This window comes from Rhodopirellula sp. SH410 (assembly GCF_055811895.1).
In genome coordinates, this window is the sequence record NZ_CM147949.1 from 4,171,578 (window position 1) to 4,197,424 (window position 25,847).

20 protein-coding genes and 2 pseudogenes are annotated in these 25,847 nt (G+C 55.5%); 18 read left to right on the forward strand and 4 right to left on the reverse strand.

Going from position 1 to position 25,847, the window contains the following annotated elements; all coding sequences use genetic code 11:
* The first annotated feature begins 6 nt into the window (after window positions 1–6).
* Window positions 7–813, forward strand: a complete 807-nt coding sequence (locus SH410x_RS15105) for a hypothetical protein (protein WP_473668468.1) — start codon at window positions 7–9, stop codon at window positions 811–813.
* Between the two features lie 237 nt (window positions 814–1,050).
* On the opposite strand, the gene SH410x_RS15110 is transcribed toward SH410x_RS15105, so the two are convergent.
* The gene (locus tag SH410x_RS15110) at window positions 1,051–1,950 is read right to left on the reverse strand and encodes a hypothetical protein (protein ID WP_473668470.1); all 900 of its coding nucleotides are present in this window, start codon (window positions 1,948–1,950) and stop codon (window positions 1,051–1,053) included.
* Between the two features lie 1,158 nt (window positions 1,951–3,108).
* Here SH410x_RS15110 and tnpA point away from each other — a divergent pair.
* The 8 genes from tnpA (at window position 3,109) to SH410x_RS15150 (ending at window position 10,543) form a co-directional block, all read left to right on the forward strand.
* Window positions 3,109–3,426 carry an IS66 family insertion sequence element accessory protein TnpA gene (gene tnpA / locus SH410x_RS15115; protein WP_473668472.1) on the forward strand — a complete coding sequence of 106 codons (318 nt, stop codon included), beginning with the start codon at window positions 3,109–3,111 and terminating at the stop codon, window positions 3,424–3,426.
* Window positions 3,427–3,527: 101 nt separating this feature from the next.
* A complete protein-coding gene (gene tnpB / locus SH410x_RS15120; protein WP_473677317.1) occupies window positions 3,528–3,839 on the forward strand; it encodes an IS66 family insertion sequence element accessory protein TnpB in 312 nt (103 codons plus the stop codon).
* Window positions 3,829–4,200, forward strand: a complete 372-nt coding sequence (locus tag SH410x_RS15125) for a hypothetical protein (RefSeq protein WP_473668474.1) — start codon at window positions 3,829–3,831, stop codon at window positions 4,198–4,200. Before tnpB ends, SH410x_RS15125 begins: the two co-directional genes overlap by 11 nt.
* 24 nt (window positions 4,201–4,224) lie before the next feature.
* Complete coding sequence (locus tag SH410x_RS15130; RefSeq protein WP_473668476.1) at window positions 4,225–4,536, forward strand: IS66 family transposase; 312 nt, start codon at window positions 4,225–4,227, stop codon at window positions 4,534–4,536.
* Window positions 4,537–4,548: 12 nt separating this feature from the next.
* The gene (locus tag SH410x_RS15135) at window positions 4,549–4,860 is read left to right on the forward strand and encodes a hypothetical protein (protein ID WP_473668478.1); all 312 of its coding nucleotides are present in this window, start codon (window positions 4,549–4,551) and stop codon (window positions 4,858–4,860) included.
* 2,183 nt (window positions 4,861–7,043) lie between these two features.
* Entirely contained in the window at window positions 7,044–7,250 is a 207-nt protein-coding gene (locus SH410x_RS15140) for a MerR family transcriptional regulator (RefSeq protein WP_473668480.1), read from the forward strand.
* Window positions 7,251–7,312: 62 nt separating this feature from the next.
* Window positions 7,313–7,975: a sigma-70 family RNA polymerase sigma factor gene (locus tag SH410x_RS15145; RefSeq protein WP_473668482.1), complete on the forward strand. Its 663-nt coding sequence runs from the start codon at window positions 7,313–7,315 to the stop codon at window positions 7,973–7,975.
* Between the two features lie 87 nt (window positions 7,976–8,062).
* A complete protein-coding gene (locus tag SH410x_RS15150; RefSeq protein ID WP_473668484.1) occupies window positions 8,063–10,543 on the forward strand; it encodes an SUMF1/EgtB/PvdO family nonheme iron enzyme in 2,481 nt (826 codons plus the stop codon).
* An 801-nt stretch (window positions 10,544–11,344) separates the two neighbouring features.
* On the opposite strand, the gene SH410x_RS15155 is transcribed toward SH410x_RS15150, so the two are convergent.
* On the reverse strand, window positions 11,345–12,769 hold the full coding sequence (locus tag SH410x_RS15155; RefSeq protein WP_473668486.1) for an IS91 family transposase: 1,425 nt from the start codon (window positions 12,767–12,769) through the stop codon (window positions 11,345–11,347).
* A gap of 1,191 nt (window positions 12,770–13,960) precedes the next feature.
* Between SH410x_RS15155 and SH410x_RS15160 the strand changes: the two genes are divergently transcribed.
* The 3 genes from SH410x_RS15160 to SH410x_RS15170 all read left to right on the forward strand — a co-directional run bounded on the left by SH410x_RS15160 (window position 13,961) and on the right by SH410x_RS15170 (window position 17,270).
* Window positions 13,961–14,983 carry a hypothetical protein gene (locus SH410x_RS15160; protein ID WP_473668488.1) on the forward strand — a complete coding sequence of 341 codons (1,023 nt, stop codon included), beginning with the start codon at window positions 13,961–13,963 and terminating at the stop codon, window positions 14,981–14,983.
* Window positions 14,976–15,167, forward strand: coding sequence for a hypothetical protein (locus SH410x_RS15165; RefSeq protein ID WP_473668490.1), 192 nt, complete (start codon window positions 14,976–14,978; stop codon window positions 15,165–15,167). Before SH410x_RS15160 ends, SH410x_RS15165 begins: the two co-directional genes overlap by 8 nt.
* A 1,011-nt stretch (window positions 15,168–16,178) precedes the next feature.
* Window positions 16,179–17,270: an IS630 family transposase gene (locus SH410x_RS15170; RefSeq protein WP_473668492.1), complete on the forward strand. Its 1,092-nt coding sequence runs from the start codon at window positions 16,179–16,181 to the stop codon at window positions 17,268–17,270.
* 15 nt (window positions 17,271–17,285) lie between these two features.
* Here the strand turns inward: SH410x_RS15170 and SH410x_RS15175 are convergent, their stop codons facing one another.
* Window positions 17,286–18,458: an ISL3 family transposase gene (locus tag SH410x_RS15175; RefSeq protein WP_473668494.1), complete on the reverse strand. Its 1,173-nt coding sequence runs from the start codon at window positions 18,456–18,458 to the stop codon at window positions 17,286–17,288.
* A 67-nt stretch (window positions 18,459–18,525) separates the two neighbouring features.
* Here SH410x_RS15175 and SH410x_RS15180 point away from each other — a divergent pair.
* Window positions 18,526–19,380, forward strand: a pseudogene (locus SH410x_RS15180) (sulfatase-like hydrolase/transferase); the annotation flags it as partial.
* A gap of 60 nt (window positions 19,381–19,440) precedes the next feature.
* Here the strand turns inward: SH410x_RS15180 and SH410x_RS15185 are convergent.
* Window positions 19,441–19,983, reverse strand: a pseudogene (locus SH410x_RS15185) (group II intron reverse transcriptase/maturase); the annotation flags it as partial.
* Between the two features lie 453 nt (window positions 19,984–20,436).
* Here SH410x_RS15185 and SH410x_RS15190 point away from each other — a divergent pair.
* The 5 genes from SH410x_RS15190 to SH410x_RS15210 are packed head-to-tail and all read left to right on the forward strand — an operon-like array spanning window position 20,437 to window position 25,349.
* Window positions 20,437–21,117 (forward strand): DUF58 domain-containing protein, encoded by a 681-nt coding sequence (locus SH410x_RS15190; protein ID WP_473668497.1) that lies wholly within the window; start codon window positions 20,437–20,439, stop codon window positions 21,115–21,117.
* Window positions 21,114–21,638, forward strand: coding sequence for a DUF4381 domain-containing protein (locus SH410x_RS15195; RefSeq protein ID WP_473668499.1), 525 nt, complete (start codon window positions 21,114–21,116; stop codon window positions 21,636–21,638). Before SH410x_RS15190 ends, SH410x_RS15195 begins: the two co-directional genes overlap by 4 nt.
* Window positions 21,632–23,596, forward strand: a complete 1,965-nt coding sequence (locus SH410x_RS15200) for a VWA domain-containing protein (RefSeq protein ID WP_473668501.1) — start codon at window positions 21,632–21,634, stop codon at window positions 23,594–23,596. Before SH410x_RS15195 ends, SH410x_RS15200 begins: the two co-directional genes overlap by 7 nt.
* 2 nt (window positions 23,597–23,598) lie before the next feature.
* On the forward strand, window positions 23,599–24,294 hold the full coding sequence (locus SH410x_RS15205) for a tetratricopeptide repeat protein (RefSeq protein ID WP_473668503.1): 696 nt from the start codon (window positions 23,599–23,601) through the stop codon (window positions 24,292–24,294).
* A complete protein-coding gene (locus tag SH410x_RS15210) occupies window positions 24,291–25,349 on the forward strand; it encodes a hypothetical protein (protein WP_473668505.1) in 1,059 nt (352 codons plus the stop codon). The genes SH410x_RS15205 and SH410x_RS15210 overlap by 4 nt, the downstream gene beginning before the upstream one ends.
* Window positions 25,350–25,847: the final 498 nt, after the last annotated feature.

Consider the following 25,847-nt stretch of genomic DNA (forward strand, 5'->3'; position numbering starts at 1 on the left):
GCTTGCGTGGGCTATGATGACACAGGCGTGGTGTTGATCACGCCCCAGGCGATTCCCGACTTGTCGAATCATCCACGTGCTGAGCGAATCGGCGAGGTGCTTGAAAAGGCGATCGCCTCTGGCAAGCCAAGCAAGCATGTGGAGTTACTACGCCTCCCGTCTTTCCAGTGGTCGCGTGCGACTTCACGGTCAGTCGTCACCGTGACGGCCCCGATGATGTGCTGGCGGATTGCGAAGGAACGCTGCTCGGCGACTGCTGGTCAGGTTTACAAAAGATCGATGTTCGCAGCGACTCGCGAATCACGTTTGCAGCGTGCTGGGCGCATGACTACCGACAAGACGAAGGCCGACAAGCAGCCGACCGCAAGCGAGTCCGGCGCGCCCGCCGTTGACGCCTCAAGAAATAGCCGTCAACCCACCGGGCCGAATGGTACGGGTGAACGGTTACATAGTAGTGCCCGTCACACGCCCACGCTCTGCCTCAAACCAAAAGCCCGCCAACTGCGAGTGATCGCAGCCAGCGGGCCGACAGATGTGGCCTGGGCCATCATTCAGATGATGGCACCGACACGCTATCCGCTCATGAGAGGCATCACAGCGGTGAATTCAGCGGCAACGACACCAGCCAAGCCCAAAGAGGACATCGAGACGGTGAACTGGTTGATGGACGCCACCGCCGTCGAAGCGGCGATCGCTGATCGCTTTTGCACCCCCAACGACGCTGGCTATCCCTTCAGGCCCCGTCAGGCCGGGCTCCTGGCCGCAGGAAGGCGAACGGCAGCAAAGAGCGACCCGGCCACGAGAAGCCCATAGGGGGCCTCAGGGAGGCGATGACGAGGGGATGGCGATTTCGGCCATCAAAGACGCTCACAGGGGCCTCCAGTGGCTCCTGATGTCGCAGGACTGCCAAGACGCTCGCCGAACCGTCGGCAGATGGCCGTGGAACGACTCGGTGAGTATTTGAGTAGTGAAGCTCGAACAATCCGTCACATCGGCCTTTTCAGGCTTGACGCCTCCATGTTCGCCCAGGCCTCCTGATTCAGTGTCCAATCAAAAAGGGCACTCAGTGTCCAGAACAGTTGTTCCGGGCTTGTCGAGTCCTTTGGAAACGGGGGTGAGTCGATCTCCACTGAGATCTCCTTTTGGTTTGTATCGGCTGATCCGCAGCAGTTGCTTCCGCGGGAACATGCCGAGTAAGTCAATGAAGTGAGGGAAGTTGTCAGGTTCGTACAAGGTCATCCAAGGTATCCTCACGGTGTTTCTGAACACCTTGAAGATATCGTCGTGCGTACACGAGGTCGTTTGGCCGACAGCCAACGGAGGGCCGTCGTTCTTGTGGTTCACCTTATTGACGACATCGGTGGCGGTTTTCGGGACCACCTGAATCCCAACGTGTCGTAAGTAAAACGATTGAGTGTAGGGGTTGAGGATCGGAAGCATCAGCTGAACGGTCGCCAAGGCGTTAAGCCGTTGGTGTGGTCCGCGGGTCGAAGGGAGAAACGGCAACTTGTCGATCGCGTCGAAGTCGCGTTTCCACAACAGAATCTTGCTCTCCTTCCGGATCTTAAGCGGAGGCTCGGTCAGTACTCTGAACACATCGAGCATCCGCCGAGAGAAACACCAAGGACACACCCGGGAGTTCCCGCATAGCTTGGTGTACGGAGTAACGTGGAAACCGCTAGGCGGGCAGTTCAGGTCGTACGTGTACTTCTTCGCCTGCTCCTTATTGAACGTTATGGCTCGGAGGTAGTGACCACGCACCGCGAACTGCAAGTTCTTCGTGGCACCGAAAGTAGTCTTAACCGAGGGTGTCTCAGGATCGTTCACCATTACATCGGTAACGCATACTCGCGTGACCTGGGCGAGCGCTGGAAACTCGGATTTAGCGAACGCGTGCCTAACGACCCCCTTCAAAGGAACGAAGTCGACGGGTTTAGGTGGTTTGGCCATGCGAACCTTCAGGGTCAGAGGAGGAAGTTTAGTAGAATTAGTGTATTCTGTCATTTCTAATGACAGAGTAGGGCTCCTAAAGATGCCCATACGCTCGGGTTGGTATTAATAGAGATAACCCGAGGCAAACAAAGTCGAAAACCAGGCGTCTGAAAAGCCGGATTTTAAACGACCTTCAGAACAACGGCATTGGCACCCTGAAGGTTAGGTAAGACTTCACGCTCCAAAAAAACGTGCCATCTTACCTAACCTTCAGGCAAGATGACGCGGGTTAAAATCCGGATTTGAAAGAGTCGGTCGTTGTCGTCTCTCTATTAATACCAACCTGAGCGTATGGGCATCTTTAGGAGCCCTACTCTGTCATTAGAAATGACAGAATACACCAATTCTACATCGAAACGAGAAGACGGGACCTCATGAAGGTCGGGGTCCTGGCGGTCGGAGAGTAGTCTCGGCGTTTCATGATGATTCGAAACCCGTCTTGATTGCAATCGCCAGGGGATTAATGAGGATACTGAACGCCGTGAGTTGAGTAGTGCTCCCCTGCTTCGACGACCTCGCCGAGCGTGGCGGCCGTGGTCTTTGTGAAGGTAGCCATTTAGCCCACGACGCATTTTCGAGGCAATTGGTACATGTTTGGTTCCTTTGGAGAGCATTTGCAAACTGTTTTCTGAAGCTTTGTATGACCCCCACACACCCGTCTTAGCGACTGACGTCAGCGATGTTCGAGTAGTCATGTTTCACTGCGCCTGGTGGACTGATGATAGGAGGCCGTGGTGAGGTGCTGTGCAGGGTGTGCAGGGATCTCTGTTGAGGAGAAACAGCCCTTGCTGGACTCGCTCAATACCTATCGCAGGGGCGCAACACGAGATCTCAGAATTTCCCCAGGGTGCCGTGCTGGCAGAGCCTGAAAGGCGGTTAATGGCTTCATCTAGCCTATTTCCTTTGATTCTGATCGCGGACTTCGGATTGCCTGATTAGTAGCAGTGCCGAAGCACCTGTGACGCAGTTGAGAGCTTCAGGGCCATGAATTGGCTCCAGTTGGCGGAATCGGCTGCCTTGGGGCAGTCTTAGTACGTAACCGTACACCAGAACCATGGTAGGCGCGGAGTTTAGCTTGGTGGGTTTTGTTTCGTTTCACTTGAGCGGAGAAAACCCATGTCCAAGTCCGAGACCGCCCGACTTTGGGACGAGCGTTTGCAGCGCTTTGATCTGTCTGGCACCACCGTCGCTGCATTCTGTGCCGCCGAGGCCGTTTCCCAGCCATCCTACTATTACTGGCGACGCAGACTGCGGGGGCTGGCCAGTAGAGCCCGATCAAAATCAAAGATTCCGCCCACTGCATTCCTGCCTGTCATGCTCGCTCCCAAAGTAGCCCAGCTCGAACAAGTCACCGAAGCCGAGCAAGCCACCAAGCCTGACGACCCGCCTCGTGTCTGCACTACCATCGAACTGCCCGGTGGGATTCGCATCTGAATCGAAGTGCCGACCGATCCGCAACACGATGCCAATTCAAATTCGGCCGGCGGCACGGAGGACCGGTCGTTATCGAACTGCCTACCGGAACGACAATCTATCTGTGTACCGACCCGGTCGACTTCCGAAAAGGCTTCGACGGGCTGACCGGCATCGTCACTACGTCGCTCGGCAAGAACGTCACCGATGGATCGTTGTTCCTGTTTGTCAACCGAAAGCGGGACGCATCAAGGCCTGTGGTGGGAAACCGGTGGGTTGACGCTTTGGTATCGCAGACTTCAACAGGGAAGGCGAACGGGAGCAAAGAGCGACCCGGCCACGAGAAGCCCACTGGAGGCCTCAGGGAGGCGATTGACGAGGAATGCACTTTCCGCCCCATCAGTACGCTCACAGGGGCCTCCAGTGGCTCCTGATGTCGCAGGACTGCCAAGACGCTCGCCGAACCGTCGGCAGATGGCCGTGCAGCGACGCATCAGCACCGCTGACAAAGTCAAGCTCGCCAAGCGAACGGAGCAGGTCTTCCCCGAGGGTGTGCCCACCGCAGACTGCCGCCTTTCCCACACCCGGGTGATGTGGCGACAGGAGAACGAACGAGCCGTGCTGGTCGCTTACGAGGTCTTCCGGTCGGGCAACCGATTCGGCGAGCCTGCCGGTGCGATCGGTCGTGGTGAATTCGGAATCGAAATCATCGTCGCATTGGCCTATCAAGTATTCTGCCTGGGATTGTCGATCGACAAGGCTTGTGCGGTCTTGTCGTTCTTTCAACAGTTATAGCTTCGTAAGAGCCAAGCGGACGCCTTGCTCAATCAACTCGCTGCCGCGTGGGAAAGCGAGTTCGATCATCTCTGCACGCTGCTGGCCCACAGCGCGGTGGTGCATACCGACGAGACTTCTTGGAGCATCAACAGCGTCTGGGCTTTCCTGAGTGACAAGTTGACCGTGTTGTTTTACGGCGTTCACAAAGACGGCCAGACGCTCGGCAGGATTCTGGACAAGGGGACGTTCGCCGGAGTGTTGATCAGCGACGACGCGGCGGTGTACCAGAACTTTACCAAGTCCCAGACTTGTTGGGCTGACTTGATCCCCAAGGCGATCAAGCTGACGCAGTAAGAACCCGACAACGTGCCGTATCGCCAATTCGCCGATCGTTTGCTGGAAATCTGCAACGCTGCCAAACGCATCAAAGCCGATGGGCGTTTGCTCGACTCGACCCGGGCGGCGCGGGCGGCCGAACTGGATGACGAGTTGCTGGAGTTGTGTGGTTCTCGCTGGTTCGATCAGAGCACCGAGGGCAATGAGGTCGAAAACGATTATCGACGGTTGAACACCTTGAGCATCCGTCGAAAGAAACACCAAGGACACACCCGAGGATTCCCACATAGCTTGGTGTACGGGGTGACGTGGAAACTGCTGGGCGGGCAGTTCAGGGCGTAGGCGTAATCCAACGCCTTCGACGGGTTGAGCGTCGTCGCCTGGAAGTAATGCCCGCGTATCGCGTACTGCAAGGTCAACGTCGCACTGAGAGTACTTTTTATCAAACGTAACTCAGGATTGGCTACTAACGCGTCAGTAACGCACACCCTCGCAACTCTAGCGAGAGCTGGAAACTCAGGTTTAGTGAGCTTGTGCCTGATAGCCCCTTTCATGACAACGGGGGCGGTGAGGTCAAAAGGTTTACGCATAACGACCTTCAGGGTTAGAGGAGTACGGTGTAAAATTATCGTACTCCATATCTTCACAGATATGGTGAGCGGGGCTCGTTAAGATGCCCATGCGTGTTGGTATTAGTATGTAGACGTCGTCAAACAGAGTCTAAGATTGGGCGTTTCAAAAGCCAGAATTTAAACGGCTTTCAGTACGCCAAGTTTGACCGCCTGAAAGTTAGGTTAAATGGCACGCCTCTAAAAAACGTGTCATCTAACCTAACTTTCAGGCCAGATGACACGAGTTAAAAGCCGGAATTGAAAGAGGCAGCTGAAAGCAACTCACTATTAATACCGACACGCATGGGCATCTTAACGAGCCCCGCTCACCATATCTGTAAAGATATGGAGTACGATAATTTCACAACCTGACGGCAGAACCCGTGAAAGCCAGGTCCTGCCGCCCAGTGGTTAGTCTTAGCGTTCCACGATGACGCGAAAGCCGTCCAGGTCGTAGGTGCCTGGGGCGAGATGTGGGTAGGTTGATCCCTTCTCCTCGATCACCAACCAACAGGGCCAGCGATCGCAGTGAGGGTTCCGGTTGAGCTGCGTGGACGCAACCACTCGGGGTGCCCTTCAGCTCAATGCACTTTGTTCCGTCATTGGCCATAACAATATCGTTCACAGTCGCTCCTCCCTTCGTTCGGGTTCTGGAAATCAACAATCAAGTCCCGCCACAACGGCGTGACGGCTGTGCTGGGTGTGAAGGGGTTCCCTAAGCGAAATGAAAACCACGCGGGCTTCGTTCCCCAGGCCCCTCGATTGCACTCGCACTGCCCTTGCTGGACTCGCTCAATACCTATCGCAGGGGCGCAACACGAAGTGCCCGAATTTTCCCAGGGTGCCGTGCTGGCAGAGCCTGAAAGGCAGGTAAAGAGCCGGGGACGGCCTTATTTAGCCCGTTTCCGTCGGCTCTGGTCGCGGGCTCTTGATCGCCAGTTGAGTGGCAGTGCCGAAGCCCCTGTGACGCCGGTGAGAGCTTCAGGGCTATGATTGGCTCCAATTGGCGGAATCGGCTGCTTGGGGCAGTCTCAATGCTCACAGAAGCTACCAGCGGCCTCAGGCGGTATGAGGACACCTTCAGCGATGGGAGCCAACTGAGCTGGCGCCAACTTCGCAATTGATGATGACGAAATGCAAGCTTTAGCCGGATTCGCCGCTGCTGCATTCGCGGTGAACGAGGCAGCAACGCCTACAGCAACTGGAAATCGGAAAGGAAGCCGAGTCGAGCGAACTACATGAGTTGGTCGAGGAGCACGCGGGCGAAGAGGGCTTGATGGCTGAAGTGACGGGCGACAACGGCAAGTTCAGCAAAGGGAACGTCGACAGGCGAGTCAAAGCACTCAACAAGGCGATCCGTGTTGAAGATCTCCGGGATCGGCCGGTGTGTCCGGGCTCCTCAGAGCAAACAAGAAGTCAGGTGTCTCTGCCGCCTGCTTGCCGGGCGGTTTCCCCAATGCACGCCGCGTCGGATTGGGACAAGACTGGTCCCCACGATTGCCTAGGATCCGGGTTTAAAATCCGGATTTTGAAGTGCAGTCTTAGATCAAAATCCGTCGACAGGCAGCCGAGCCGTCAAAGCGTCACTGAGCCCAATCCGGCTGTGTGACTTCGGTGGGGACACGTCGGTGGATGCAATACACGTCACCTCGAAGCACCTTGTTTCCGGACGCGAGGCGTAGTCGAAGTATGGGCCTGGAGATTCGCAGAGGCTCAGGGGCACCGAACTGGCATTTCATGGCCCCGAGGCCCATGTGGTGGCTGACGGGCATACGGCGGCAATTCAAGGGTTCCTTGGGATTGGGGCCTCAGGTGCCGGAGGGCCGGCCCTTCCTTGCTGTATTCCTCCGCAGACTCTGTTACCCTTTGGGGGACAGAAACCACGACGGTCTCACTCCACTGACGGGGGAAGAGATGAGCGAGAAACTGAGCGATTACTTGATGACGGCAGAGGCGGCGGAATTCCTGGGCGTCTCGCAGAATACGCTGCGGGCCTGGGCCAAGCAGGGAAAGATTGCAGTGCAGGTCAATCCGGTTAACAACTACCGGTTGTTTCGTCGGAAGGACTTACAGGCATTTCTCGACTCAGTGGCCAGACCGGTGACGCGGGAACCGAAGTGATGGCAATCAACCGAAACACGGACGCGGGACGCGACTGACTCATGAGCCAACAAAACCTCCCGATGCGACCCGATGAACATTCCACGCCGCCATCGCAGTCTCAATCTCAGTCCAGATTGGCGACCCGATCCAGCATGATCGTTGACTTGAAGGGGCTCTCGCCAGAGCGGTGGAACGAGTTTGTTGCGGTCTACTCGAAATGGCTGAGGTATTACATTCGGCACGAGGGGGTGCCACGCGAGGCAGTCGACGATGTGCTACAGGACGTTTTGAATTCGCTGTACGGGAGTATCGGCAAATTCGAACGAGATCCCAAGCTGGGCAAGTTTCGGGGCTGGATGCGGAACATCATCCGTTGGAAGGCTGCCGATTACCGCCGAAAACGGCCCGAGGGCAAACTCGAGTTTGACCCTGCTTACTTTGACGCGGTGGAAGATCCCTTGGTCGAGTCCATGTTGGACCATTCCGCTGGCGACGATGGACGAACCAACGACGAGGATTTGCGCATACTCAGAGAGGCGGTCAGTGCCGCGATGAACATCGTTCGGAGCAAGGTCAAACCCAAGACGTGGGAGATGTTTGAGCGACGAGAGTTGAATGAAGAGGATCCTGCGGACATTGCATCGGATCTGGGCGTGACGCTGGAAAACATCCGCATGAGCGTGAGTCGAGTCAAAGCGAAACTGCGAGAAATCCTCAGGGACGACTTTGCCCCGAAGTCATAGTTTGCTGCATTTCGTGTTACGGTCACGCGATAGGCATGTGCTAGGGCATTTCCTCGAAGACTGAAAACTCAAACACGTTGTCTGCAAATGATCGCATCACCAACTTGCCCTGAGCGGGAGCACTTGATTCGCCTTAGCAGGGGAGAAATCTACGGCGACGAGATCGATGAATTGTACGATCACCTGGATTCTTGCCCGGAATGCCAGCAGATCTTCTTTGGAATCGAGAAGCCTGACGATAACTTTCGCAACCTGATCGCCGGGATCACCCCGGAAGACCTGAAACAAGCGAAAGTCTTCACTGATAGGGAGTTACTCAACGAAACCGCAGTTTCGGTCGTTGATTTCTTCTCGAACAAGGTCAATGCGTCCCGGCGAGAACCTGTCCTCCAGTTGCCGTGCACGATTCGGCAATACAACGTCACTCGGCTGATTGGCATGGGCGGCATGGGTGAGGTGTACGAGGCACAGCACACGAAGCTGAAACGGCGGGCCGCCGTCAAAGTCATTCGCAGTTTCCGACAGGAAGATCCGGCGGCCTACGACCAGTTCATCAAAGAGATTGAGACCGCTGGCCAATTGGGTCATCCCAACCTGGTGCTGGCCCACGATGCGTGGGAGGACAAAGGGTGTCACTACCTGATCCAGGAATACTTAGAAGGCGAGTCGCTTCACGAGTTAGGGCAGCACCAGAAGATCGGCGCGACTGCCGAGGTCATTGAGATTCTGCTCGGTACTTGCCGGGGTCTGGATCAACTTCACGCACAGGGCTTCGTGCATCGGGACGTCACACCGCGAAATGTCATGCGGCTCCACGACGGCACGATCAAGCTGATTGATTTCGGACTGACTTTGGCGACTGAATCCGGAAAGACGGTCCCGCGATCTCGGGCCGGGACCCCGGGGTACATGTCGCCGGAGCAGACGCTGGGGAATGTTTCGATCGACCACCGGTCAGATATTTACTCAGTGGGCCGCGTGCTGATGTATTTACTCAGCAAGTTGCCTGAAGTTGTCACAGAACCGAAGCGAACCGAGCCCGTCCAGAAGCTCACCGCACTCGCGGAGCGATTGACGCAGCAGAAACCGAAGGATCGCCTTCAGAGCGTCTACGCCGTCATCGTGCTGCTGGAGCAACTCGAGTATCCGGACCTGCCAGCGCACGCGCCGTTGAAATTGGACGCTCCTCCGATCGTTCCGCCACCTCCGCCGGTTTCACGTACTCAAGAGACCGAGCAGGCATTCCCTCGCATACGCACAGCTGTACCGGCAGACGCTGCGAAACCGAAACCGAAGCCAAGACGTCGCGGCATCGGCGGGCTGATTCTGGTCGCGTTGATGCTCGCGGCGGGTGGATTCGCCGCGTTTCAGATCATCTTCAAGACTGACCGCCAAGCCACCGTTTTTGTCGAGAATCACCAACTCGGTGACGTCGTTCGGATCACCAGCGAGGATGGGGAAGTTAGATCGGTTGAACTTGGGGATCAGGCGAAGTTCGTCGTTGATCGGGGTACTTACAAGCTGTCACTCGAGGGCCCCGACAATCGTCGACTCAGCCCCGCCAGCATCACGGTCACAGGCCAAGACCAGCTGACGGTACGAATCGAGGACCGCATTGCCAAAAACAACGATATCAAGCCGACCATTACCGCGCCGATGGTTGCTGAGAACACCGCGCAGACCCCGAATGAGCAGGAGCCGATCAGCCAAGGGCCCAGCGCCGGTTCGGCTCCGTTAACGGCACCTCTCACCGCGACGGACATTCGACCCGTTCGCCAGGCTTGGAGCAACGACCGAAAGCTTCCCGAGATGATCACGGTTGGGATGCCCAACGATCGAGCCTTTCAGCTTGAGTTCGTTCTCATTCCGCCGCGCACTTTTGAAATGGGCATGCCGGCAATGCTGCCGATGATGCCAGGAAACAAGCAGGAATGGGTTGACGCCAGTCGACCGGCTCATCAGGTCACGATCACGCAGCCGTTCTACCTGAGCCCCTACGAGGTGACGCAAAAGCAGTTCCGTGATGTCATGGGAGGCGGATTGACACCCGTCACGGGCGATGGAACCAAATTTCCCGCCACACAGATTCCGTGGGACGCCTGCGTCGACTTTTGCGATCGCTTATCAAACTCCGGAACGAACATCCCGGAGGGCGGTAAAGTCCGTCTGCCCACTGAAGCCGAATGGGAGTATGCCTGCCGAGCCGGCACGACAACCCGATTTTGGAGCGGTGACGAGATCGGGCCGCATCAGGCCAGCCTCAGGATCGACGGTCGCGAGATGCAGTTGGAACCCGTCAATTCATTCCAACCCAATCCGTTCGGCCTCTACCAGGTACACGGGAACGTTGCCGAATGGTGCTCAGACTGGTTTTCCCCGGGTTTCTACGCCTCATCCGGCAAAGCTGACCCCAGAGGCCCCACCGATGGCTCTCGCAAGGTGATCCGCGGCGGCGGCTATTCCAACCCGCCATTCTCTGCGACGTCCTATTGGCGGCAAAGTTCCGAGCCCGGCACTCGGAGCGGCAACATCGGCCTGCGGCCCGTCATTGAGCTGCCTGCCCGGTAATCGTCTGCCCTCGGTGGCACCGGATTTCGCTAGATTTCAGGGCGATTTCCATTTTCTGCAGTCTCCGTGTTACGCGCTTGAGATAGGTAGACACCCTGCCTTCAAACGCGATGCTCGATAGGCAGCACCGCACATCGCCCGGCCCACGCTTGAGGTCGTCAATCAGGGAGCTAGCTTCGCCAAACGATATGTCTCCGAGACGGTCGACGTTCAATCGTTCGCGGACCAGATGTGGGGGATCGACTTTTTACACTCTGGTAATGGCGAAGATACTTGAACTATCAGATGGAATTTTCATTCCCTGGATAGGCGCAACCGCCGGTGCATCTGCGTTCCCAAAGTGGTCGCCAGTTCATGCCGGTACTAGAATCCCGCGGATGCTATGCAATAGAATGATATTCGTTGCCGCTGCTGCATCACTCGTCACACAGCCCAGAGTGTGGGGCGAAAGTTCAACGAATTGCGATCTATCCGCTGGTCAGGCGTTAGAAAAGCCCAACTTTGCGGGTTGAGCTGATCGCCTGACTTGCGGATAGATCGTGCGTTGAACTTTGTCGATCGTGATCGCCACGCTGGCAAAAACGTATGCGGAATCAATCAATTGGACTGACCCGGCGACTCCTTGATTCTACTCCACTGGCCACGCCGACCGCAACTTGTCGCGGCAGATGCTCGCCGCCGACTACCCCACAATCCCCATTTTTAACCTGATTTCTCACTTCGGCGCAGCACTCAACCAACAGCATCTCTAACGAGATACGGTATGACAACGATTTGGGAAATGTCAAACGTGTCGCCGGTCTAGGCATCTTCATACCACCTTGGCCGATACCGACTCGACATCACCTCAGTCCATGAGGGTTTGAGCGACGAAGAGATCAACTCCATTGTTTCACCACAATGCCGACACTTCGGTACCGACTCGTCAGGTTCTTCCTCCGGTTTTTCCTCGGCGACGGTCGGCGGTGTCGATTCCTCGACCGCGCTGAGCCACTCGGCACATTCTTTCATGTAGCGATCGCGATGGTGGTTACTGTAACCGCCATAGCGGCGAGATTTTGTAAAACCCTTGGGCAGAATGTGCATCGACCAGCGGCGGACGAACTCCACGCCGCTGAGGGCGTACGGTGCGCTGGCACCATCGCCACCGCCAGTCTGATTGCCAACCCGGGCCCAAAACTCGACTTTGCCGTCGGCGTGCGAAATTAAGCGACGATCGCTGATCGGGCCGCCAGTCATGTAACGTGCCAAGTATTTCGCAACATGTTCGGGCCGGCAATGCTCGTTCGGCGGGGCTTGGATGAATGACACCCATGTCTTGTTCTCGAATCGACTCAGCCACTCGTCCCAGTTCGCCTGATCCTGCAATGGGCTCCAATCGCCTTCCAGCTTCAGCTTGCCCTTACTCCGCAATCGACGCAGTCCTTTCAAGACAAGTTCGCGGTACAACCTGCGGAGTTCTTTCGCGTCCACCAAATAGGGAGCCGATGAAGGCTTGCCCTTCCGCTTGCGACTATTGATCCAGCCCGGTGCCGAGGGGGCGAGCGACGGTCCGCCACCAGGGACCAACGCGTGTACATGAGCGTGTGCGTCAAGCTTCTGATTCCAAGTATGCAGCACCATCGCAGCCGCCGCTTCAAAACCTTGTTCCTTAGCGATTAGAACGCGCAGGGCTTCCCAAGCGCAGTGGAACAGCAGGTTGTAGATTTCCCGGCGGTTTCCCAATGCCAATCCCGACAATTCCTCGGGCAGCGTGAAGACGACCTGAAAGTACGTCACACCGGGAAGCAGCAACTCGCAAGTCGACTCCAGCCAGTCGGCACGCCGAGCACCGCGACACTGGGGGCAGTGACGATCACCGCAGGAATTGTAAACCGGCGTTTCTGATTGACATCCGTCACAGCGATAGACGTGTCCACCCAGGGCCCGCGTCCGGCACAGCGCCGTCTTGGCAAGCGTGCTCTGCACTTGCGGGACTGCCTGGCCGGAGTGCTTCTTCACGTACTGCGAAGCATACTGCTTGAGCAGTCCAGTAACGGTCAAGCCTGACGGTTGCGATGCCGCCTTGCCGAGTTCTCCGTCTTTGCCACCGGCTTCGCTCTTGGCGTCGGGAACCACAACGCTGGTCGGGCCGGGTTGAGCTGGTGCCAGCTGGCGAAGCTTCCTCAGCCCGGCGGCGATGGGGTTGGCAATCGCCGCGACCAGCGGACTTGCGAGGACACTCATTAGGACTCATCTCATGAACAGACGCGGTCACCCCGCGTCGTCATGTTCAGCACTCAGCGGGCGAAAACCCCAACGCTATTTGCGTGCATGAAAGAATCCAGCCACTCGCTTTCGTTATCCGGGCACCAATTTGGTTATCCAACCCCCCGCAGCAAGAACAATCGCACCGAGGGAACCCACCGAATCGCGTTCGCGGAAAAAGAAGTGCCAGCGCCGATGCAGAACGAGCGGTCTATCGACGGCAGTCCAAGGGCGTGAAGTATCAACCGAGTGACGCATCCAACTCAGGGTGGGGACGTTGCTGAAGCGAGAGACCAGCCTTGCCGTCTCGCCATGGCTCGCCGACTACTGAGTCACCTCCGCACAAATCGAAGCGACCGATCACGATCGATTAAGTTCAACGCTCGATCTATCCGCAAGTCAGGCGGCCAGTCCAACCATCAAGTTGGCTTTTTTATCACGTGACCAGCGGATAGATCGCAATTCGTCACGCATGGTAATCCGCTACGCATGACGGGATCCAGGACTCGATCAGTCAATGTTCCGCCGTCTAGGCCACGTCCGTCTCGGCAGACGGTCGCCTGCAATCGATATTTTAAAATCCGGATTTTAAACCGCTCTTCGATCTGCCGGGCAGCGGAGAGGGGAGCCACACCTCTTACTTGGACTTTGGCTTGCTTGCCCCGATGTCGGGTCCAACCTGGAGACCTGCGGCACCCTCTTTGACCAGCAGTAAGTCTTGCTGCTTGATCTTCGAGAGGCGGAAGTAGGGCATGTCCACTGACGCCAAGTCGATGGGTTCATCACTGGCGGCATCCTCGCGAAGCAGTGGTGCGAGGTGTCGTGCGCACAGATTCAGTTACTCGAGGTTGGTACTGTCGTAATCGACGATTTGAGACAGGAATTCGTAGTAGCGAGTGAACGAGATGAGATCGGCACGAAAGATCACCTTGGCAGCCAAAAACCGTGCGAGACACTTCGGTGTCGGCCACCGGAGTATGCAATTAGCATTCGTGAATGAGGAAACCACCCTGGCTTTTGGGAGACGCACGCCAACTTCCTCCCCAAACGACGCCGAGTGTATTTGCCAGCACTTGATTTAGCTGAATTGTTGTCGCTGCCCCCCATTGGCTTCGGCTGCCGTGGCGAATAAGCTAGATTCATTCAGGGTGGCATCATGGAGGTACGGGTTTGGAAGAACAATTCGAGGCAGGCGGCACTTCGCTGGTGACCTGGGGAGGCGGCGTAATCGCGGCCGTGACGACTAGCTGGCAGGCGTGGAAGCATCACAAACGTTTCCTTCGGTTTGCCCGTCAGTTCTCGTGGGGCCGCGAAAAGCTTCGCCAACTGCGTGCTCGTGCGATTGGTGGTCCAATCACGCACCTGCACCAATTGACCCACCTATCGCGACGGATGTCGGCGATATCCATTCAGGGTGCGCACGGAAACCTGACAGGCGTTGAGCACTTGCGAGCGATTGCTCAACAGTACTGCGATGAAACCCGTCAGATGGTCGCATCAATTTTGGAAGACGACGCGAAAGATATTCACGTCTGCATCAAGATGATTTACCCCGCACCGGCGGAAGAAGACGGCCGCAGCGGTGATGTGATTGCAACGTATTCCCGAAGTTCCAATGCAGGGGCGCGAGGCTCAATTGACAGCGACGCCGAAGTCGATCAGCACAGAGCCGGAGCCTGCTCGACGTGGGCTAGCATCTACGGAATCAGCGATGGCAAAACGAAATGGCAGCCATTGCGATGCTTTTGCTGCCCAGATCTTGCTGCCGCCAAGAATCAATACCAATGCACCCGCGAAGATTGGCAGGACCGTTATGCATCCGCGTTGGTTGTTCCCATTCGGTACGCTTCAGACGGTAACGCGGACCACATGGAAACGATTGGTTTCCTGGCGATTGACAGCTCTTCGTCCGAGGGGATGAAGAAGCTGCCCAATGCGTTTGCATACTCACAGAACCCCGCCGCGTTTGAAAATCAGCTGAAGATGCACCCCGTTTTTGACGCTGCGGCGATAGCCGCCGACATGCTAGGTTCCGCGTTCTCGTACACGTTCGAGACGTTGCGACAGACCGAATCTTCAACCGTTACGATGTCGCGTGCGAAAAAACCTTCAGTACGACGTTTGCCGGTTTGTCACGAGACAGAAACCACAGCGAAAAACGAAGTACCTATCACGGAAAGCACAAATGATTGAACAAATGCTAGCGTCTGGTGGAATAACCGTCGGCGAGTCGTACGAAGTGCAGGAGAATGGGAAAACCATTACGGTTCGCTCGATCGGCCCATTTCGTGAACAGTCCGAACCGATTCGGGAAGCCGTTGCCAAACGTCAGCTTCACGAAGTCGGTGGAACTTTACGCGTGCCGAATGAACGCTGAACCTGAACGAAATGCAATCCGCTAAAAGCGATGGTCCGATTCAAGCGGCCTGTTTGTAAGTCAGCGGAAGGCCATCAGGTTGGGATCTATTACTACCCGTCACGGACAGGATTTGACCGAAGCTTCACGCCTGTTCGGTATGCACAGATTGGCGGCAAATAGTCCCGTGATTTATGCCTGCCTACGACACTTGGGCAGATAAGTCGGACGGAATGTCGACGAAAACGAAGGAGGCTTCCGCATTCGCGGATGCCGATTGCATACTTTGGCGATGCCGAATCCCTACGCCGGTCGATGAAACCGGAGCGTCGAATCGCTTTAAAGAGCCCGCCCTGCGTCGGTCGCCGGAGCACAGTCAAGGTAAGTGAATTTGTCAATCAGGCGACCGTCTGATTCGCAAATCGAACCCGTCTCACTTTTCGTCATCCATAAACAAAGCAGGTGCACTCGTCATTCTCCTTGGAAGCCACCAGCCCAACGATGTCCCCAGCCAACCATGGCGAAAGCCATCGTATCAACGCGAAGACGTCAAATAATACCGAGAGATCTGAACAAATGAATCCATCATTGTTGCGGCAGAAATTGGGCGGAAATTAGTTCTCAGAGATGCAGACGTCGCGTAGCCTTTACGTTTCCGCTATACTCAAAAACAGCTTACTCTTTCTTCCTCGTCCAATCCGCGCGGATTGATTGAGTGCGGAACATTAAGAAGGCAAGTTACTCATGAGGACCACATCGATGCGAATTACCTTTTGGAAATGTCTTGCGGTCGCCGCATTTGCAACAACGTTCATCGTCCTTTCAGCCACGAATACCTACGCGCAAACAAAGAAGCCCAACGTTTTGGTTCTTCTCGGATTTTAGTGGCACGCGATTTCCGGCATCAGATCGAGTTTGCCACAGTAAAATAGAATCCTGAGTCGATAAGCACATCTGGGTAAGTATTTCGGTATAACTGGCAAGCTTTTTGCACCCATGTTGAGTTGGGAATCCTTTCTGATTTGCTAGCAAATGCTCGATGGTCGAGATTATGCGAAGCATCATGTTTCTCCCTGTTTCACGAACCGGGAGATTCAAATGGCACGCCCCTCTACAAAATTCGCACAAATTGGCTCAGTCGAGCAAAAACAGCAACTGACGGAAATGTGGAAAAGTCATCATTGCCACTATACGCGAGTTCGTGCGCACGCAATCTTACTCAGCGACCAACAGTACGAAATAAGTTCCCTTGTCGATATCTTTGGCGTGGATCGAGATTCGGTATCCAGTTGGATTGACAGATTTTCAGAAGGCGGCCCCGACGCACTTGAAGACTCCGAGCATCCCGGTGCGCCGCCGATACTCAACGCCTCAGAGCAGCAAACTCTCCGGCGACTACTTCGAAAATACCCGAATCGACCAGCCAAGGTGCTGAAAGAGCTGAAAGAAAAAACCGGCAAGGAAATCAAGCGACCCACTCTGCGAGAATACGCGAGGCGGTTTCGGCTGAGTTGGAAACGTTATCGTCGAAGTTTGCGGCAAAAACGGGATGAAAAGAAATTTCAATTGGCCAAGGAAGAGCTAGCCGAGTTTCTCGAAGAACCGGATTTGAACGTTGTTTACTTTGACGAGGCGGGTTTCTCGCTCAAAGGAGTTGTTCCCTACGGATGGCAACCGATCGGTCGACGCTACGAAATACCCGTAACCGGGGCACACGGCAGCAACGTTCAAGCGATTGGGTTTCAGGGTCAAGACGGTGAAACCCACACCTATCTCCACAAAGGCTACGTGAACAGCGAAATGGTGATTGCAATTTTCGATGATTATTGCCAAACAATCGACGGTCCAACTGTTGTGGTCCTTGACAATGCCTCAGTCCACACGAGCGGAGCATTTCAAACTCGCATGGAAGACTGGGCAGAGAAAGGACTCTACATCTACCATCTGCCGCCATACAGTCCAGAGCTGAATGCAATTGAAATGCTTTGGAAAAAACTCAAGTACCAACTGCTCCCCGCTGGCGCCTGGGAGCGCTTCAGTACACTGCTAAACACACTTACGAAAACACTCAATGAGTTTGGAGAAGTGTCGTATATGCCTACGCTTTTTAATTATGCCGAATAAATTCACCCGACGTGCTTAGTTGGCGAAGGAACGAAAGCCTCTTGCAGCTGACTTAATGGACTGAATCTTACTGTTGAATCCTTCGGCTAGCCCGTTGGTGACATGGTGCCGAAAGTAGCTCAGCAGTCCTGGAAGATGGCTCTTAAGCATTCGGGCGACCTTCTCGATTGGTTCCAGGCGACTGCGAATCGACCAGCCGTACCACGAGCGAAAGAACGTATCCGCCGAGTTGGAATCTTCGCTCAACCAGAAATGGCGAAAGTTCTCTTTGATCGCCCAAGCACGACCTGTTTGAAGATCACTTTTCTGAAGGATCTGCATCTCCACCTGACCATCCTCATTGAGATTTTCTTCGTTGTATAGCAGCAACTGACGCAGGCCCGTCAGTCGTTCGTCGCCTTCGGACTTGAGCTCGCGGTGCTCCCTTCGTCGCACCTTGTCGACGGCCTCATTGAGATACTTGCTGACATGGAATTTGTCGTGCACGATCTCCGCGTTGGGAGCATTCTTGTTGGAACTGGTCATGAATGCCTGCCACATGTCCAGGGACACCGATTCAACCCCATTTCGCTGGTTTTCGTTGAGCGTTTGCCAAAGTTCATCCGTAGCCACGATGGTGCGATCCTTGGTTACATCAAGAACTCGCCGATGATCCTGGTCGGTCAATACCGAGACGTAGTCATGACCTTTGCCGAGGCTCTTTTCGTCAATGCCGACGTGCTTGATCTCGACCAATGTCCGTCGATCGATGCCTCGGGAAACGGCTCTTTCAATCAGCCTATGTACCGACTCCCAATTCAGGTTCAGCAAGGCTGCCGCCCGCGAGACATTCGCCGCAGCTTGGAGAACACGGATGCCAAACGCCTCAAACATCAAAGTGAAGCGAGAGTGCTTCCCAGCCCAGGGGACTGCAACCGTCTTAACGCCACATTGAGCACATCTGCACCGAGGGACGGCGGCCCTGATCTCTGTCTTGAACTGCATGGTATCGAGGTGTCGCCATGATCTTAAGGGAGCCGTATCAGCCTTGCCGCAGCTACTTTGGCATTCAGGGCAGGTCAAAGGACCGCCTCGGTGAGCGAGTTCAATGACGACCGAATTATCCTTCAATTGAAGGTCCACATCGGAGACGGTCCAAGATTCATCGAGACCAAGAAGATCGCGGTAATGTTCGTTCAGGCTGTTCATCTCAGCAATGTACAAAAATCAGCCAAAATCGACCATCGGCCACTAAAATCCGAGAAGAACCAACGTTTTGGTCATCTGGGGTGATGACATCGGTATTCCGCAAATCAGTGTTTACTCGCACGGAATGCTGGGATACCAAACACCGAATATTGATCGCATAGCTCGCGAAGGCATGCTCTTCACGGATGCTTACGGTCAGCAGAGCTGCACCGCTGGTCGTGCGTGTTTCCTCCTTGGACAGGAACCGTTTCGCACCGGATTACTGACGATCGGTATGCCAGGCGATGATCATGGCATCACCGAGTGGATGCCAACGGTCGCTGACGCGATGAAAGAACAAGGATACGCCACGGGTCAATTCGGTAAGAATCACCTCGGCGACCAAGACAAGCACCTGCCGACCAATCACGGTTTCGATGAATTCTTCGGGAATCTCTATCACTTGAATGCGGAAGAAGAACCGGAGGGTTATTTCTATCCGAAGGATCCCGAATTCAAGAAGAAGTATGGTCCTCGCGGTGTCATCAAGTCGACCGCTGACGGAAAGATCGAAGACACTGGACCGCTCAATACCAAGCGCATGGAAACGATTGACGAAGAGTTCCTTGCCGCCGGCAAGGATTTCATTGAGCGTCAAACCAAAGCCGACAAACCATTCTTCATGTGGTTTAACTCCACGCGCATGCACGTCTTCACGCACTTGAAAAAGGAATCGCTGGGGAAGACTGGCAAAGGCATCCACGCTGACGGAATGGTGGAACATGACGGACACGTCGGTCAGCTGCTTGACCTGTTGGACGAGTTGAAGATTGCCGACAACACGATCGTTATCTATAGCACTGACAACGGTGCTGAGATGGCACTTTGGCCCGATGGAGCGAATACTCAATTCCACGGCGAAAAGGGAACCACGTGGGAAGGTGCGGGCCACGCGAGCCATCAATACGTCGTGTTGGACTCGGTCAAAGAATTTTGAAAGGTCCATATCAACGCATCGGCGACGACCACCGCGGATGATCTTCTGCACTTGCCGGACTGCATCTTGAGCCGAGCGATAGGGTCGGTAGCCGAAACTTGAATCGGAGAACTCCGGATCAAAGATCGGCGTGAGGACTAATACAATGGCTGTTTGGATCACACGATCGAGCAAGTTTGGAATGCCGAGCTCGCGTGTGCCGCCATCGGGTTTATCGATGCTGACTCGTCGCGCCGCTGAGGGCTGATAAGTCCCATCGAGAAGTTTCTGTCGAACGCCTGACCAGCACGGAGCGATCCACTCGGGAAAGTCTTGGACCGTAATCCCGTCGGGCCCTGGGGCTCCACGGTTGGCCTTCACTCTCGCCCAAGCCATCTCCATGATGACATCGTCGACAATCTCCTCCATCAGTTCGTTGGCGTCATCGCCCAAGGCTGACTTCTCGATGCCCGCCCCTGTCGAATCATCTCGCTGGATGTTTTGCGATGCGTCGCCGTCTTCAAACAATCGAAGTTGGCGACACGTTTCGTTCGGCGGTTCAGAGGTCATCGGTGGTTCGTTCCTTGTCTTGTGACGTTCAGTCCTTCCCGTCTTCGCTGGTTTGCGAAGGCTCGGTACTACGACGTTTGCTGACTTCTCTCTGCACGGAAGTGCGTTGCCGCATCCGCCCCGCCTTTCGGGCAAGCCCTACTCACGGGTACGCATCGAGATCTCCCCAAATAAGGGACGCCTCGGGTTGATGTAATCGCACCGAGACACGTGATCTGTCCCTGCCCAAGCTCCCCATCTACCTCCGCTCTTTCTTCCGGTTCGGCTTCGCGGTCAGCAGCCCGCTCGCCTGGAGTCGTCGGCCTCGTATGAGGTTTCTGTTCGTAACCTGGCAGGTCTTGGCGAGAAGACGTCCAGCACGTGTGGTTCGCTGGCTTATCGATCGTCTTCGCAGGCTTCCTCCCCACGGTCTGTCACCTCGCCGCAGTTGCCCTCGCCTCGTACTGTCTTCTTATGAGCTATCCATCTGGTACGATGACTCCCTTCGAAGGAACCGGAACTAAGTACAGGGGACTTGCACCCCACAAGATCACGCCCATCGTTGGGCGTACGGCAGCGGCGATCGCCGCGTGGCGTGTTTTGGCTCAAAAAGATCGAGTCGGAGCGCTCGTGTTCAATGATCGGACGGTCGACGAGATTCGTCCGCAACGCAGTCGATCGACCGTTTTGCGAATTCTGCAAAAGATCAAAGAACAGAACCATTCACTGTCGATCACTCCAGACATCACGCCGAATCCCGCAATGCTCAATGAAGTGCTGCTCCGCTGCGACAGACTGGCAAAACATGATTGTTTGGTCTGTATCATCAGCGATGGCAACGGCCAGAATGAGCAAACTCGACAACTGCTCACTCGCATCGCCCACCACAACGATGTGCTGTTTGCGTTTGTTCACGATCCGCTCGAGAGTGAACTACCCATCGCCGGGCCGCTCGTGTTCGGGAATGCACGCCAGCAAGTCGAGGTGAATACCAGCAATCGCGGCTTGAGAGAACAGTTTCGTTCCAGCTTTGCCGAGCAGCGAGCTGCCGGCAAGAAGTTTCTTTTGCAGCGAGAAACACCGGTGATCCCACTGAGCACGGCGAAGGACGTGGCCGAACAGATCCGGCGCCAATTGGGAGCAAGAAATCGATGAAGGTGGATCCCACGGGCCTAGACCGATTGCATGATATCGTTGTGCCAGCCCCGGTCCCGTGGTGGCCGCCCTCGCCGGGTTGGTACTGGGTATTGGCCTTCACGGTGATCACGATGTTGTTTCTGATGCTCCATGGTCTGGTTCGATGGCAGCGAAATCGTTATCGCCGCGAGGCTCTACAGCTACTAGATTATCAGCACGCCGCGTTCATGAACGTCGACGAACGACGTGCCGCCTTGCTTGCCGTTTCGGATCTTCTCAAACGCACCGCATTGACTGCATTCCCACGCGAGCAGGTCGCGACGCTGACCGGAGAAAAGTGGTTTGCGTTTCTCGATCGTACAGCGCGCGGCACTCACTTTCGCGATGGGACAGGGGCCGTTTTGGAAAAGTCGGTTTACGATCCTAGAACGGCGGCGCAGTTGACGGACGAAGCACTGAACGAGTTAACCACCATGGTCCGTTGTTGGATCAAAACTCACTGCGTTGAAGCGAACGAGGCGATGGACGATCCATGTTGACACTCGCCCATACCTGGCTGCTTATTTTGTTTCCCGTGCCGCTGCTGGTTTGGTTATTCGTGCCGGCGTATCGCGAGACGAGACAAGGATTGGTCGTCCCATTTCTGGCGAGACTCGCCGGCAATCGGTCTTCCAGTGGCCCGATGATTACCAGCCGGAGTTGGTGGCGGTGGCTTTGCGTCTGGCTTTGCTGGACTTGCATTGTCACGGCGATCGCGCGCCCTCAAGTGCTCGAGCCACCGATTCGCAAAGAAATTCCGGTACGGGACATGTTGCTGGCCGTCGATCTCTCGGGCTCCATGGAGACCAAGGATTTGGAAGACGCTAGCGGCAAAACCGTCGACCGTCTCACCGCCGTTAAAGAGGTATTGAAAGATTTTCTGACGAAACGAAAAGGCGATCGCGTCGGCTTGATCTTCTTTGGAAGCGCTCCCTTTGTGCAAGCACCGTTCACCGAAGACTTGAAGGTTTGTGAAGAGTTGTTGGATGAGGCGCAAGTGAAAATGGCTGGGCCTCAAACCGCATTTGGGGATGCTTTGGGCTTAGCGATCAACCAGTTTGATCGCAGCGAAGTGAAAGACCGCGTGCTGATCGCTTTGACCGATGGGAACGATACGGCAAGCCAGGTTCCTCCGCAAAAGGCGTCGCAGATCGCAAAAGACAAAGGTATCGTCATTCATACGATTGCGGTCGGCGATCCGAAAGCGGCCGGTGAAGATGCGTTGGACGAACAGACACTCAAGAACGTTGCGACAACGACAGGCGGCATGTATGCACACGCTGCCGATCGCAAACAACTTGCCGAGATCTATGACAAGCTCGACAAGCTGGAAACTCGAAAGGTGCAAACCGTTTCACATCGTCCCCGCCGCGATGTTTATTGGTGGCCATTGCTCATAGCGCTGTCCGTTTCGATGTTGCAGCTGACGTTTCTGGAGGTTCGAGATTGGTTTTTGAGTCGATCAGCGATTGCGGAGCCGCCGCTCGCAGCCGCGTCACTCGCCCACGTCGCCGTCTGCCCGTTTGGCTTGCTCGCAGTGTCAGGTCCGCCGCTGCATTTCATCCGTCCCCTGTGGTTACTGATGCTGATTCCGGCATTGATGCTGTGGTGGCTGTTGCGACGACGCGGCGATTCCAATCGTCGGTGGCTCGACATTGTTGCTCCGCATTTGTTGACTCATTTGCTCAGTGGCCCGGAACACGGATCTCGGATTGGCCCACGAGACCTAGTTGCCGTGCTTTGGCTGGTGACGATCGTCGCGATCGCGGGTCCGACCTGGAAACATCAACCGGCACCGTTTGCAAACGACACTGCCGCGCTCGCGATCGTCGTCAAAGTCTCGCCGTCGATGAAGACCGAAGATGTTCAGCCCAGTCGTCTGATTCGCGCGACGCAAAAGATCCACGATCTGTTGCAAGCGCGTGGTCCCGCCAAGACGTCACTGATCGCTTACAGCGGATCGGCGCATGTGGTGATGCCAGCGACAACGGACGGCGAACTCATCAGTTCTTTCGCGCAGTCACTTGATCCCGAAATCATGCCCGTCGACGGAGACGCGGCCGCGGAAGCGTTCAAGTTGGCTGACCAAACCCTCAAAGATGCCGGTGGCGGTTCGATCCTTTGGATCACCGACAGCGTCGCGCCGGGACAAACCGCTGCCTTGTCTAAGTGGCGACGAGACTCCAGCACCGATCTGCGTTTGTATCCGCCGTTGATGGCGGGTGACGAACTCGACGCTGCGGAAAACGCCGCCCATCCTCTGCGGGCTGATGTCGTCCGACTCACAGCGGACGATTCCGATGTTCGCGAGCTCGCCAGTGCAGCGAAGTTTGCCAACGGCAGGGGTGACGATTCCGAGCTGCGTTGGGCCGAGAGCGGCTACTGGTTGTCGCCTCTGTTGGCCTGCCTGATGCTTCCTTTTTTTCGCAAGGGCTGGATGGTTTCCACGAGCATTTGATGATGAAATCAACCGCACACTCGCACGGTCAATCGGCATATCAACCGCATTCAAGGCCGCTGGCCTTCCGAATGGGAGTCACGATTGCTGGATTGTTCATCCTTGTGATGGTTACGGGAACCATTCGCGACCCGCAGTTTTGGCAGTCATCCAACCGACGCGGCGATCGACTGTTTGCAGAAAAGAGATATGCCGAAGCAGCCAAGACTTACGCGTCGCCAAACCGCATCGGAGCGGCCCAGTACCGCAACGGAGATTTCGAGGCGGCGGCAAAAACTTATGCAAGAGTTGCCGGTGCTGACGGCGCCTTCAACCAGGGCAATGCTTGGTTGATGCATGGGAAGTACGATGCCGCAATCGACAGCTACCATCGGGCGTTGGGCTTTCATCCGCATTGGAAAGAGGCCGAAGACAACATGGCATTGTCGGCCGCACGGAAGAAATTGATTGATGATGCAGGTGCGGACCGCGAAGAGTCCGCAGATGCTTACAAGCCGGACGATATCGTCGTCGATCCAAAAGGTACCGACAAGAAAGGAAAACCGACGCAATTGAATGACGCAAAGATGTCAGACGAAGAGCTTCGCAAGACCTGGTTGCGTCGCGTACAGACCACACCAGCAGATTTTCTAAAAGCAAAATTCGCGTATCAAGCTGCACGCCAAGAGCCACCCGCTGATAATGAGGCGTCGAAATGAGCCCCACTCGATTCTCGTCCGTTCAACTTTCACTCCTGCTGTGCATTGTCAGCGTACAACTCAGCAGCAACGCGCTGGCCCAAGACGCGCAGGTGCGGGCAACGCTCCGAACGAAAGGCGACACGTGGGTTGGCCAGAAGGTCACGGTCGTTGTTGAATTGCTTGCACCAGGTTACTTTGCGAGCGCTCCCGCATTTGATCTTCCTGAACCCCAAGGCGTGCTGATGATGCCGCCTGCGGAGCATCCGGTTGTCGACAGCGAGACGATTGACGACACGATGTATTCAATCCAGCGGCATGAATTGGCAGCCTATCCGATGCGGGCGGGCGAGCAATCCATACCGGCGTTCACGATCAGGTTCTCCTACAAACCAGCGCCGCTGGACCCGAAAGAAATCAGTGCCTCCGTTGAAACGAAGCCGCTTTCCTACACAGTGAAGTTGCCTCCTGGCGCAGACGGCTTGGGTCAAGTGCTTAGTGCACGCGACTTGAAGGTTCAAGAGACTTGGAAACCGGAACCGAGCAAGGATGACGTAATGGCTGGCCAAGCATTCACTCGGACCGTGACGTATACAGCTCCGGACATTCCCGGAATGCTGTTCCCACCATTCGCCGCTGGCAACATTGATGGCTTAGGCATCTACACAAAACCAGAAACGTCAGACCAGACCGACGGTGGTTCCTTGGTGGGCCAGCGGCAAGACGTCATTACCTATGTTTGCCAGCGGCCGGGACAGTACGTGGTCCCAGCGGCACGCTTCAAGTGGTTTGACTTGGAAAAAAGTGAAATACGTGCAATCGATCTTCCATCGCAAACGCTTAACGTAGTGACCAATCCGAAGCTGGCGACGCAAGGAGCTGAAAACTCGGACGGAATATATACACCGACACCCACATCCGCCATCGGTCGGAAAACAGTGACTATCGCTATCCTGACGTTATGCGTGATCGCCGCTGGGCTCAGTCACCCGGGGCGATTACTCCTTTCAAAGCTAACCTCGCCTCTGCGTTCGCAGCATTTGCAGCCGCTCAATCCTGGCGATTCTCAGCGATAGGTCGCGATCTATTGCGAATGACATCGTGGTTGATTTGTATCGTCTTGCGCGGGTCCGAATGCTCAGTGCGATTGCATCTCTTTGTCAAAAGCTGCATTAGATTCACGGAAAAAAACTTTACGTTTCAATTTAATACTCGATCCCCGCAGCCCCAATTGGGTGCTCCGGTGGCCGACGCCGGATCGCTGCTCCGGTCGATGAAGCCGGTATCAGTTCGCAACCGGCGATTTTGCGTGGAGATGGCCGACGCGCCGAACCGAAGTGGCCAGGTCGCTCCGACCGATGCGACCGAAGTTGCTAACAAAGCTATCTAACTGGCATCGGTCTGTACCTTGAAATTGAAATGAGTCCGCGTACCTTTTTTCGCCCGTACCTTTTTTCGCCTATTCTTAAAAGCCGCACGACCTCAACACAGAGCATGCGGGTCCGCACTAGGCGGTTCGTGAAACGCATAAACGGCCACCCAAGCATGTTGAGGTTTGCAGAATAGAGCGGATT